Genomic DNA, 13,072 nt, shown 5'->3' with positions numbered 1-13,072 from the left:
CAAGGATTTCCCATTCTTCATCGGTGAGGTCACTGGAATACGGCATCGGAGCAGGGTGAGACGGCTTTGAGTACCTTAATTTAGGCTCCGTAAGATGTCAAATGGGTTCTATATGTCTATTTACATGAGAGCTAAATTTACATTGAAAACATATTGTCCAGAAGTTGTAGATAAAATGCTACAAAACGGCGAGGCGTCATTTAAATTATCCTATAATTTTGTATGCGAGTTAATGAAATATATTTTTGAAGGATCGCTTGAAAATTCATTAACAGCTTTGACAACTTTTGATAGCAAATTTAACGAGTATTTAAATAATATAGACAGTAAAAGCAACTTTAAAAGCCACTTTGAAAAGTTTGAGGAGTATTTAAGAACCGCCAGAGCTAGTGATGAAACTGGTCCAGAATATTTCTACGAAACTCCCTATGAAAAATTTTTGTTAAGAAATTTTTTAGAAGCAAACTGTAAAGACATACTAAATGCAATCAGTGTTCTATACTCAATTTTTAAAATACAAAATAAAATTTATGCATTTATCTCTGTTCAAGATGCTAAGTATTTACCAGATCAATATGAAATAGAAACAGCATTACGCAAAAAAAACAAAGCCAGTATTCTGGGACTAGAAGGTATTTGGCGTAATCCATTTTACAAAGATAATATTAAACTCATTGCCTTAATTTATTTATTAATTGAGAATTCATCATCGGAAGAATTAAATTCTGAAGTACAACTGGCTAGTGAACAAGGTCGTCAGATAGACCTTGCTTTTCTTAAATGCTGTCAGGGTAAACTCAAGATTAAGAATGGTTTGGTTCCCGAAGGTTTAAAAACCCTTTTGGAAGGAATCAAGTTGTATGAGGGCATCCGTTACAGTGTTAGCACTGACCAACTAGGAGTAGGCTTTGGCAGTAGCTATCTTGAGTATTATGGTTGGATTATCGATGCCCTGCTCCAGCTAGGTTATCCTCGTTTGGCGTTTGATGGCGTTGAACGCTCCACCGCCCGCGCATTGCTGGACTTAGTATCGAGAAGAACCTACCGCTCCTGTTCTTTAGAGGGGGTCGCTCCAACTACAAAATTAATTGGAGAAATCCAGGATCTTGACTTTAATATTTACTTTTCGCAATCCGAAACTTACCAAGATCCGTTTTTTGCCAAGTTTTTATCTGAGGCAGTCAAACATAAGTTATCCAATGACTTCTACCAAAATAAGGCGGAGCGGTTAAATCGTCTGAAAAAACAACGGGACTCTCTAATTGGCAAGCTAGATCCAGAATCAGCAGCTCTGGTCGAACTCAACCCCCTGAGCTGGGGAACTTTCAGTGAGCGTAGGGAGAACGTTATTCCCTTTGAAGCCTTGTGGAACAGCCAAGCAATCTCTGAAAAAGAGGCAATTCTCAGCTTCCACGTTATCCATAAACTTAGCTTTGCTGCCAAAGAAAAGCCGTGGGACAAAATTTTCTGTTTCGCACTCTACCAGGAAAGAGGGATACTGCGTTGGCATCACCATATCGTTGACGATTCACAGACTGTTGCAGAGCTACAACAGAAGTGCCAAGGCATAGTTAATGAAATCAACAATAAAAAACGTCTGCCGAGTCTTAGCCATATAAGTGATAATCTGTTAATCCCGCTTCTTAGAGATTTACCCAATGACTGTAATTGCTTAACAATATCTGCCAATAGCGACCTGCAATTCTTCCCGTGGTCGGCTCTTTACTATAACGATGAATATAGTGCTAACAAACGCCTAGTTGATAAATTTAAAATTAAAACTACTCCCAGCCTTAGTCTGCTCTATTTACTTAAGTTACGAGAGAATCCACGTCCGGCAACTCCCACTAAATTTTTAATTGCTGGAATACAGAACTACCCACCTCCGCAAGCTTTCCTTTTTTGGTCAGGTATTGAAGTTGAGCGAATTTCTCAACTGTACCCTTCTGCTTCAGTTCGCCAGCTCAAAGATGAGTCAGTTGACCAGCATTTCGCTAACGAGTTTAGGAAAGCTGAAGTTATCCACTACAGCGGTCATGCAAATTACGACCACAAGCCTGATTCACAACAAGATGCCTTAGAAAAAACCTATCTATGCCTCTATAAACAAGAAATATCTGCTGCTCAAATCCTTGACGGTGCGCTAGAAAACCCAAACGCTAAGGTTATGATTCTCTCTGCCTGTCTAACAGGAACTGGAGACTTAACAACCTCCGGTAGTGAAATTTTAGGATTAGAGAGAGCATTATTCCATGCTGGGCTATCCTCGCTGATTACTACCCTTTGGAAAGTGCCAGAATTCTCGACAGCCCTGCTAATGGTCAAACTGCATTCACTATGGCGATTGCACAATAACACAGTAGACACCTTAGCAAGTTCTCTCAGAGACGCACAACCAGGGCAAGCGCATCTCAAATGCTATTGACAAGCGGGTTGAGAGTTTTCATCAATTTGGGTTAAACAAGCAGCCAAAATCTTGAGCATGTAATTATTATCCATAGCAGCTTGATTCGATTTTGACGAGTGCTACGCCCTTAAAGATTGTTCTCGATTTTAACCCAATGCAGTCGATTTTCAATCTGCCAATGTCCTTCAGTGAGGCTAATCGTTGTCCTGTAGCGCTCAGGCTAGTGCAGCTTGGCAAAAATAAGTGGCCCCACTCAACGGAGAACCGCTATATATCAAAGCCTAGATGTCTTCTGCGATGCAAACAGGTAAAATCAGCAAGCATGGAAGTTAGCCAGCAAACAGAGAAATCCGGGAGTAATAAACTATGAGATTCGTGTCCGACCCACCGATATCACTCAAAATCCGCAAAATGAAGGAGCGGGTGCGGTGGCTGGAACCGAGTCTTGTGGAGCGGGGAATCGATCAAACCCGGATGGTTTTAGATGATGGCTGTGAGAGTCCAGAGTTTTCATTTTTAGTGGTGGGTGATAGCGGTTCTGGTGCCTATCGGGGAGAAAACCCTCAACGGCAAGTTGCAGAACTAATGCTGCCCCACCGCGAAGAGAGTCGTTTCGTCTTGCACACGGGGGACGTGATCTATCTGGTTGGCTCCAGCGAATACTACCTGAAAAACTTCATTTCTCCCTACCGAGAATTTTTGGTGGGGGGTGAACAACCAGAGCGCATTACTTATGACCAGATGGTCTTCAATACGCCGTTTCTTCCTGTACTAGGGAACCACGATTACTATGACGTGCCGATTATCTACGGTCTGATAGCACACGCGGCTCTGCCACTGCGCCGCCTGTTAAAGTCGAAGTTAGATGGCGGCTTCGACATTAGCTGGCATGGTTCGGGACAGGGCAATGCCTATGCACGGGCGTTTCTTGACTACCTGAAGGCGTTTGACCCCAAGGGAGAATTGGAACATCATCTAGACAGCCATTACACTGCCAAAACCGAAACAGGTCGCTGTCTTCGTTATCAACCGGGACGCTTTACCCGCTTACCTAACCGCTATTACACCTTCCGTAGCGGCGGGATTGATTTCTTTGCACTTGACTCAAATACTTTTAACGCGCCATCACCACTTCCAGCCACAAAAGAGGGGGACGCTTACCGCCGGGAACTGGAAAAGCGTCGGGATGACCTAGAGCGGCAAAAGCTGCAAATTATTGAAACTTCATCTGAACTTGACTCTAACCAACCTGACGATGCGGAACAGCTTGATGACAATCGTACCAAGTTAGAGCAAATTGACGAGCTTCTGCTTGATATTGAAAAACAACTAGCAGCCGACGAAACAACTGTCATTGACCTGGAACAACTAAACTGGTTGCGACAAAAGCTAATTGAATCTTGGAATACAGCCCAGGTGCGCGGACGTGTGATTTATTTTCACCATCCCCCCTATGTCACGGAAGCGACAAAGTGGCACCAAGCACAAACTTTAGCGATTCGCCACCGACTCCGCCAGGTGCTGGATGCGGTGGCTAATGCAGTTGGCAAACAGGCGGCGGGGCGTCCGCTGGTCGATCTAATTCTCAGCGGTCATGCTCACTGCTTGGAATATATCCGTACTGGCGATACTGGACACGCAGATTCCAACCTGAATTGGATCGTGTGTGGTGGCAGCGGTTACAGCCTCCGCCGCCAACGCTCCGAAGGATCGGAATTGAGAGAAACTTTTCGGAATAGTCAGAGCGATCGCACCCGCTTGGTAGCGAAATCATTGCTTTTTGTGGGGCGCAGTGGTCAAGGTTTCTACAAGCGACGACCGTACTCGTTTTTGCGGATCGATGTCCAAGACGGTCGCCCCCCTAAGTTCAAAATTCGACCGTTTATCGCTGAGCAATTTAGAAAACAGTGGAACAATAGCGAACTTGAACCGTTTGCAATTTAACTTTTGGCTTTGATCTCAGATAGGGGTTTGCAATTGGGTGTAGTACATTCTGACCTCCCCCCATCTCCCCTGTGTTACCCGCATCTGACACACTCGGTTGATTAAGTTTCCAACCCATCAGTAGCGGCTACTGGCAAGGCTACCGGAGGATTTGGGTCGTCTTTTCGCTTGTAGCTAGGCGTATCTGCTGCTGGCACAATAACTTTAAGCGCGTGCTTGATGCTTTTGAGGGTGACTGGCAATTCTCCCAGGGGATGACCGTCGATGTGGACTGGTAACTTCGCCTTTGATGTTAGTCTTACCTCTGCAACTTGGTAAGTTTCGATTTTAGAACTGCGATGATATTGTCCCTTGCTAATTGACCAGAAGTGACGAATCAGTTCCCATTTACTAAAGTCGCGGAAGACGCTCACCGTCAGCAGACCATCATCCATAATGGCATCTGGAGCTACAGTAAAACCAGTACCGTAATAAGGGCCGTTGGCGATCGCTACCAGCAAAGCTTCTATCCGAAACTTGCGTCGGTTGCGTCCCACTCGCCGCAGCAAAAATCGCCGCCGAGAGACAGGTTGAAGGATAGCCTCAGATATTGGACGGTCAAGCTGGATATTTAGCCGTTGCGGTTTATAGCCAATTGCCAGTTGAGCAGCTTGGAGCATCCGACCCCAACGCCCACCTTTGATTTCTTCACCTAATGGAAACAGGGCTGCGTCCAGTCCCACACCAGCCGCCTCAAAGAAGTAATTTTCATTGTTGGCTTGACCTACATCAATGCTCTTAATTTCACCGTGCGCCAACACAGCGCAAGCTTCGGCGACATCGGTTGGCAGGTTGAGGCTGCGGGCGATATTGTTATAGGTGCCTATGGGGATAATGCCGAGCGGAATTGGTGCGTGGATTAAGCCTTTGGCAACTTCACTTACAGTTCCATCGCCACCACCGACAACAACCATGTCGTAGCCTTCTTCTACTGCTCGCTGTGCAATCAAGGAAGGTGACTCTGAAGCAGTAGTAAATGCGAGGTCAGCTCGAATATCTTGGGCTTCCATCCCCGCGATGATTTCGGGCAGCTTCATCGGGTTGGGCTGAGTATCGCCCGAAATCGGGTTCATGATCAGGCGAGCGCGCTTCATGTAGAGGTTGTTGCAGAGTGGGTAACTATTAGACTCGTAGAGCTGCTAGTTTTAGGTTCACCTTAGCACACACAACTAGCGGTTTTGGGTAGAATACCAAAGTTGCTAGACTAAAGCGCGATTGACTTAAGAAAGCCAAACTTTCAACAAGATTGATTTTGCACAATTATTTTGTACTGTGGCAGTGGCCAGAATTCACCCTGTAGTAAAATTAAACTTTTATATCTCTGCAATTATCAACATCTAAAGGTGCCGTCAGGCAAGATGTAGGTAAAGAATGCAGATATTTTTCGCTAGACTTTGGCTTGCACGGCGGTACTCGATTCAATACTATGACTGCTTCCCAGATTGCTTCTTCATCCATAATTGACGACATTGCTCGACTCACCCGCGAAGCCGCACGTCAGCTGGCGGTTCTCTCAACCGATGCTAAAAATCAAGCAATCGTGGCGATCGCGATCGCGCTTGAAGCCGCAACACCTGAAATTTTGGCGGCTAACGCGGCTGATTGCAAGGCGGCGGCGGCGGCGGGAATTCCTAAACCGCTTTATGCTCGGTTAAAGTTGGATGAGACAAAATTGCAGGGCGCGATCGCGGGTGTGCGAGATGTGGGACGCTTGAGCGATCCTGTCGGCGCAGTCCAAATTCATCGGGAACTAGATACAGGTTTAATTCTCAAGCGCATAACTTGTCCTCTAGGCGTTCTCGGAGTGATTTTTGAAGCACGTCCGGATGCGGTAATGCAAATTTCTACTCTGGCGATTAAATCCGGCAATGGTGTCATTCTCAAAGGCGGACAGGAAGCAGTGCGTTCTTGCGAAGCTTTAGTAAAAGCAATTCGTCAAGGATTAACCCAAACTGGTATTAATCCAGATGTTGTGCAGTTGCTAACTACCAGAGAAGAAACGCTGGAATTGCTGAAGTTAGATCAGTATGTGGATTTAATTATTCCTAGAGGTTCTAACTCATTTGTCCGATTTGTGCAGAATAACACTCGGATTCCGGTCTTGGGTCATGCAGAAGGAATTTGTCATGTATATGTGGATGAAGCTGCTGATATTGAGAAAGCTGTAGCCATTACCGTAGATGCCAAAACCCACTATCCAGCCGCTTGCAATGCTTTAGAAACTCTGCTGGTGCATAACGCGATCGCTTCCGAATTTTTGCCGAAAGTTGCTAAATCTTTGCAAGAAAAAAATGTGGAATTGCGGGGAGATGAGAAAACCTGCCAAATTCTAGACATTGCAGCTGCTACAGAAGCAGACTGGGTGACAGAATACAGCGATTTAATTCTCTCTATTAAAGTTGTGCATTCCCTGGAGGACGCGATTAACCACATCAATACTTATGGCTCAAAGCATACAGATGCTATTGTGACCGAAAGTTCCGAAGCTGCTGCAACATTTCTTGCTCAAGTTGATGCTGCTGGTGTCTTCCACAACTGTTCCACTCGCTTTTCTGATGGCTTCCGCTACGGATTTGGGGCAGAAGTGGGAATTAGCACTCAAAAAATGCCGCCTCGTGGGCCAGTCGGTTTAGAAGGATTGGTGACGTACAAATATCAAATTGTAGGTGATGGGCATATTGCCGCCTCCTACAGCGGTGCAGATGCCAAACCTTTTATCCATCGCGATTTGTAATCTCTCTTTCCCAGGCGGAGCCTGGGAATGCCAATCAGCCGACTTTCTACTAAGAAATTCGTATAGCCCTACGTTATAAGCTTGCGATTAAACTAGCATAATTTCGGAACCAGAGGGAGAGCCTTTACGAGTGTATTCCCTGGTTCTAGCCGGGGAGCGAAAGAATGGCTAAGGGCTAATAATTAATGATTAATGACGAATTAAACTGGTTTGCAATGGCTTTACAATTGCGGGGGTCAGTGGCTCCCATCATTTTTCCTCGTGTTTTGTTGTGCGGAGGATTTGGCTTTTTAATCTCTCTATTCTATTATTGGGGATTACCAGTATCAGAGAATAGTTTGGCTAGCTTAGTTACTAATGTTGTCTACAACTTGGTATTAGGTTTATTATTAGTTTTTCGGACAAACACGGCTTACGATAGGTTCTGGGAAGGTAGGAAATCATGGGGTATTTTAGTTGTGAATGTTCGCAACTTAGCGCGTCAGATTCGGGTAGCGATCGCTACTACAGAACTGATAGATAAAGACAACAAAGATTCAACGCTGCGCCTATTGGGTGCTTTTGCGATCGCTACTAAATTACAGTTGCGCCAAGAACCGATAAGCGAGTTGGAAGATATAATTACCCCATCCCAATCGCTCAAGCTCAAAAGTGTGAAAAATCCCCCGTTAGAAGTTGCTCTTTGGATTGGCGATTACCTACAACAGCAGCATAACCGAAATTTATTAAGTAGCAATCAGTTGATGGCTATGAACGAATTGCTAGATAAAATGGTAGAAGCTTTAACTGGCTGCGAACGCATTGTAAAAACGCCAATTCCTTTAGCTTATTCTATCTACCTCAAGCGATTATTGCTAATATATTGCTTTTTGTTACCTTTTCAATTAGTTGCAAAATCGGGATGGTGGACAGGTATAATCGTTATTTTACTAAGCTTTGTTTTGTTTGGAATCGAACAAATCGGCAATGAGATAGAGAATCCTTTCGGACATGATACTAATGATTTGCCATTAGATGAGATTTGTAGCTCAATGATTCAGAATATTGAGGATTTAATTATAGATAAACCTCAGGAGGCAGAAGTCTTAAGTGCAAATGTATCTGTACAGGATATAGCATAAATTTTGGCTTCTGAAAAATTAAACTGAAAATTGCAATGGATAACATTCAGATAACAGGGATTCGCTGCTACGGCTACACAGGCTATTTACCAGAGGAACAGGTACTGGGACAATGGTTTGAAGTGGACGTGACTTTATGGCTAGATTTGGCACCAGCGGGAAAAAGCGATGCTATAGAAGACACTCTGGATTATCGCACAGTGATTTCAACAGTAAAGCATCTGGTGAAAACGTCTAAATTTGCCTTGGTGGAACGATTAATCAGCGCGATCGCATCGAACATCTTAGAATTAGAGCAAGTGACACAAGTTCAAATTAGACTCAGCAAACCCGCCGCACCAATTCCTGACTTTGGCGGCAAAATCACTCTTGAAGTGACAAGAACGAAGGAAAAAGGCTAATAGCTAATGGTTTATTGTTGATGATTATTAGCTATTAGCAACCTAACCAAGAATAAAATTATACATAAGGAGAAAAAGCGTGACTTTTCGGATTTTAAGCTTTGACGGTGGCGGTATTCGAGGCGTAATTGCTGCAACGATGCTGGCAACAATCGAAAAAATGATCGGCCAACCTTTAAATCAGTATTTCAACTTAATTGCTGGAACCTCCACGGGAGCAGTTTTGGCAGCGGGGATTGCCACAGGTCTTCAACCTTCCCAGATGGTGGAACTATACCAAAGAAAAGGTTCTAGAATTTTCCCTTATAGAAGCATTTGGTCGCCGCAACGGGCGGGATTAGTTCTTCAGTATGGAATTTCTGCTCCTAAGTATTCAGATAACGGTTTAATTTCCGTTCTCAAAGAAGAATTCAAATACACAAAACTGTCAGATATCACTTCAACAAATCTGCTGGTTACTGCCTACGATACAATTGGCCGGGAACCGCTGATTTTTAAAAGCTGGCGCAAAATTTTTGGCGATCTTCCTGTGTGGGAAGCGTGTGTTTGTTCTGCATCTGCGCCTACCTTTTTTCCTGCACACAAATTGGATCGGAAAGAAGAAGGCAAAGCTCAAGGTGGAGAGATAAACACTATAACGCTGAGTCCAGAGGCAGCCGACGACAATGGTGATTACAATCAAATGCTCATTGAGCTCATCGGTGGTACGGGAAGGGGTCAAACTCGTACTATCATCGGGTACAGAGGGGCAATTCATCAGGCGATAGTGGATGAACCTTGGGCAGTGGTGCCTGACAATACTTCTATATACCGAGTGACAAAGGTATATTCAGTTATTGACGGCGGTGTAGGCGCAAATAATCCGACAGCTTGCGCGATCGCTGAAGCATTGCGACTTGGCTATGAACCCAATGATCTTTCTGTCCTCTCGGTGGGTACAGGAAGTCTTACCCGTGAAATTCCCCTAGAATCTGCTCAACAATGGGGTGCAACACAATGGGCGTTACCAATTCTTGATGTAATTTTTGATGCCTCATCTGACATTAATAATTACATCGCTAAGCAGATTATTCAGGATAATCGTTACTTGCGTTTGCAATTTAGATTAGATAGCAAATTGACCGGAAAACGCTTGAGTGACGATATAGATGATGCTAGTCCGGTGAATATTGCAAATCTGGTTGAAGCTGCAAGGGTTTACATCAGTCAACGACCGGTGCAAGAAGCGTTGATGAATTTATTGAAATATTAAGTTGATATTTCTCGTTCCTAGTCAGAGGCTGGGAATGAGAAATACAGCGCTTTCCATGGTGAGTGAGGTACACAGATATCCGACAACTCCAAGAAATCGGGTATCTCTCCACATAGCCTGTACTTCATCAGACTGCAAGCCGCTGTATCAACTTAATAATTATTATCCAAATTTGAGGCAATGAATAAACCAGCCGCATTGCTATCAAGTGGCTTAGAGAAAAAGTATCCTTGCCCGAATTCGCAGTTTAGCGATCGCAATTTCTCCAGCTGATCCGCCGTTTCTATCCCTTCTGCGATCGCATCCAGTCCCAGATTGTGAGCCAGGGTAAGAATTGTTTTTACAATTTCGGAATCTTCCCCTTCTCCCCGCATACCCTTAACAAAGGAACGGTCAATTTTTAGGGTATTGAGGGGGAAACGGTGCAGGTAGCTTAAAGAAGAATATCCTGTGCCAAAATCATCAATACTTAACCGAATTCCAGAGTTACTTAGTTGCTGAAGCATTGCGGTAGCAGCGGCGGCATTTTCCATCACCACAGTTTCAGTAATCTCCAGTTTCAGACAGTGGGCTGGTAACTCGGTTTCCTGAAGAATTTGCTTAATTTGTTCAGTTAAATCGGGTTGCGAAAACTGTTTGCCGGATAAATTGACGCTCATGGTTAACGGCGCTAAGTCAGGAAATTCTAGTTGCCAGAGGCGCATCTGACGACAAGCTTCCCGCAAAATCCAGATTCCCATAGGCACAATTAAACCAGTTTCTTCTGCAACAGGGATAAATTCAATAGGAGAAACCAAGCCGCGCATCGGGTGAGACAACCGCACCAATGCCTCAAAGCCAGCAAGTTTGCCAGTGGCTAAGGAGACAATTGGCTGGTAGTGCAGCAAGAGTTTTGATTTCTTAGCTTGGTTTTTTGAATTTTGAGTTAATGGAGTATTAATTGAGAGTTCAGAATTTTCTGCAAGGGCGCGTCTGAGGTCATTTTCTAAATGCAAGCGAGCCACAGCATGGGCGTGCATAGCGGTGGTAAACACCTCGTAGCGGGCTTTGCCAAGAGCTTTGGCGCGATACAAGGCGATATCAGCGTCGCGCAGAATGTCTCCGGGATAGGGACATACATTCTGGATGCCGGATGAGCCATCGCTCATCTGGCCGCCACTCAGAGTAATGCCAATGCTGGCGGTAACAACTACCTCATGCCTATCGAGATTAAAAGGTGTCCGTAGTTCCTCTTGGATGCGTTGGGCGATCGCAATCGGAAAGCTGAGATCGCAAACATCCTCCAACAAGAGGACAAATTCATCGCCCCCAAGCCGCGCCACCGTATCGCCTTCCCGCAGGCAAATTTGCAGACGATTTGCGATCGCAATTAGCAGAGAATCGCCCGTAACATGACCCAGGCTGTCATTGACTACTTTAAACCGATCCAGATCCAGAAATAAAACTGCAAACTGGTACTCTGGTTGTCTTCTAGATCGCGCGATCGCTTGTCCCAGCCGATCCATAAACAATGCTCGATTTGGCAACCCAGTCAGCGGATCGTGAAACGCATCATAAATCAACTGTTCCTCAGCCACCTTCCGGTCTGAAATATCAGTCTGCGATCCAGCCATCCGATACGCTTTCCCATCGACATCTCGAATAGCCAATCCCCGACAGAGCATCCAGCGGTAGTTTCCATCTTTATGCAACATCCGATACTCTTTCTCGAAGTGCTGAGTCAGCCCTTCCAGATGCGCGTCTAGTGTTGCTTTGACTCGATAAAAGTCCTCCGGATGCACCCGGTTAAACCACTCTTGGGGACTGTCGCTAATTTCGTCTTCTTGGCACCCCAGCATGGATTTCCAGCGGGGTGAAAAATAGATTGTTTCTGTTTTCAGGTTCCAGTCCCACAGTCCCTCATTACTGCCACGAACCGCCAGTGCATAGCGCTCCTCACTTTCCCGCAGCGCCTCTTCTGCTTGCTGGCGCTCCTGAGCTGCCGCCAAAACATTCGCAACAGCTTGCAAGAAATGTACGTCATCTTCAGTAAACTTTCGGTGAGTCGTCGTGTGAACGCTCAACACCCCAAAAGGTTCGCCTTGACCATGAATAATCACACTCATGCCGCTGATGACCCGGTGGTTGTGCAGCAATGGTGTTCCAGAAAAACGCGTTTCGATGCGGAGGTCTTCGACAATGACTGGCTTCCCTGTCAGCAGCGTATATCCGGCTTGGGAACGGTCGTGAGCGCCTACTTTCGCAGACCCGACAAACCCTTCCTGCCAACCGACACCCGCTCTGAGAAAGAAAGCATTACCTCCCGCCATCAGTTCCAAAACCATGCAATACTTCACTTCCAAGGTTTGGGCAACAATGGTGATGGCTTCATCCATCAGCTTGTCAAGACTCGTGCCAGAAAGCGCCCGTTGACCGAGTTGCGCTATCACTGCTGAGGCACACGCATGGGATCTTAGTTCTTCTTCAGCGGCTTTGCGTTCAGTGATATCGCGTTGCACCGCCAGCATATGGGTGAACCAACCGCTACTATCTGCCAGTGGCACGATATTCAGCTCTACCCAAAATTGCGAACCGTCTTTGTGGTAATTGATTAACTCGGCTCTGACTGACTCCCAGCGCGAAATAGCCTGACGTATTTTGTCTAGTTGCGATCGCTCGGTCTTTGGCCCTTGCAAAAACCGGGGAGTCCTGCCAACAACCTCTTCCAGGCTATAACCTGTCATCCTGGTAAAGGCTTCATTGACATAGACAATCTTAGGGCCAAGCGGCTCCTCCATCGGTTCGGCTTTGGTAATTACAATCCCATCATTAGCGTTGACCACCACTGACTCTAGTAGGCGCAGGCGCTCCTCAGAAAGCGTGAAGAAACGTCCTAATTTTTCTACTTCTTGGTGTGGCGGGGCATAGGTCAAACGGGCCAAATCGCGGCGTAATTCTTGTTGGGCAACGATCTGACGTGCTAAACTTTGCAGTGCCTCTGCCTGTTTTGGGCTGAACTGGCGCGGCACTAGGCTCATATTGGCATCAATGATACGAGGTTGGGGATTTGTCTCTAGTTTAACTTTTTGATTACTAGCTAGTTGTGGTTTTATCATTTATAAATACTCATTTAAGCATGGGTATATATAGGCTGCAAAACCGTTTTATAACTAATATTTTACTATTTTTATTAAT

The 13,072-nt window shown here is 45.3% G+C and carries 8 protein-coding genes; 6 read left to right on the top strand and 2 right to left on the bottom strand.

The features are described from left to right. Positions 1–112 precede the first annotated feature (112 nt). Positions 113–2,425: a CHAT domain-containing protein gene (locus H6F66_RS06095; RefSeq protein WP_190419271.1), complete on the top strand. Its 2,313-nt coding sequence runs from the start codon at positions 113–115 to the stop codon at positions 2,423–2,425. A 348-nt stretch (positions 2,426–2,773) separates the two neighbouring features. After that, positions 2,774–4,351, top strand: a complete 1,578-nt coding sequence (locus tag H6F66_RS06090; protein ID WP_190419269.1) for a metallophosphoesterase — start codon at positions 2,774–2,776, stop codon at positions 4,349–4,351. A 101-nt stretch (positions 4,352–4,452) separates the two neighbouring features. Here H6F66_RS06090 and H6F66_RS06085 read toward each other — a convergent pair whose 3' ends face one another. Then, entirely contained in the window at positions 4,453–5,484 is a 1,032-nt protein-coding gene (locus tag H6F66_RS06085) for a diacylglycerol kinase family protein (RefSeq protein ID WP_199294776.1), read from the bottom strand. A 332-nt stretch (positions 5,485–5,816) separates the two neighbouring features. On the opposite strand from H6F66_RS06085, the gene H6F66_RS06080 reads away from it, so the two are divergent. The 4 genes from H6F66_RS06080 (at position 5,817) to H6F66_RS06065 (ending at position 9,898) form a co-directional block, all read left to right on the top strand. Beyond that, the gene (locus H6F66_RS06080; protein ID WP_190419265.1) at positions 5,817–7,124 is read left to right on the top strand and encodes a glutamate-5-semialdehyde dehydrogenase; all 1,308 of its coding nucleotides are present in this window, start codon (positions 5,817–5,819) and stop codon (positions 7,122–7,124) included. Positions 7,125–7,309: 185 nt separating this feature from the next. Continuing rightward, positions 7,310–8,245: a bestrophin family ion channel gene (locus H6F66_RS06075; RefSeq protein WP_190419263.1), complete on the top strand. Its 936-nt coding sequence runs from the start codon at positions 7,310–7,312 to the stop codon at positions 8,243–8,245. 35 nt (positions 8,246–8,280) lie between these two features. Further along, a complete protein-coding gene (folB, locus tag H6F66_RS06070; protein ID WP_190419261.1) occupies positions 8,281–8,646 on the top strand; it encodes a dihydroneopterin aldolase in 366 nt (121 codons plus the stop codon). A 79-nt stretch (positions 8,647–8,725) separates the two neighbouring features. Beyond that, positions 8,726–9,898: a patatin-like phospholipase family protein gene (locus H6F66_RS06065; RefSeq protein ID WP_190419259.1), complete on the top strand. Its 1,173-nt coding sequence runs from the start codon at positions 8,726–8,728 to the stop codon at positions 9,896–9,898. A gap of 152 nt (positions 9,899–10,050) precedes the next feature. On the opposite strand, the gene H6F66_RS06060 is transcribed toward H6F66_RS06065, so the two are convergent. After that, entirely contained in the window at positions 10,051–12,993 is a 2,943-nt protein-coding gene (locus H6F66_RS06060) for an EAL domain-containing protein (protein ID WP_190419257.1), read from the bottom strand. Positions 12,994–13,072: the final 79 nt, after the last annotated feature.

Origin of the sequence: Trichocoleus sp. FACHB-6, from assembly GCF_014695815.1 — a bacterium.
Classification (GTDB): Bacteria; Cyanobacteriota; Cyanobacteriia; order Cyanobacteriales; family FACHB-T130; genus Funiculus; species Funiculus sociatus.
This window is presented reverse-complemented; position numbering and strand designations above follow the sequence as displayed.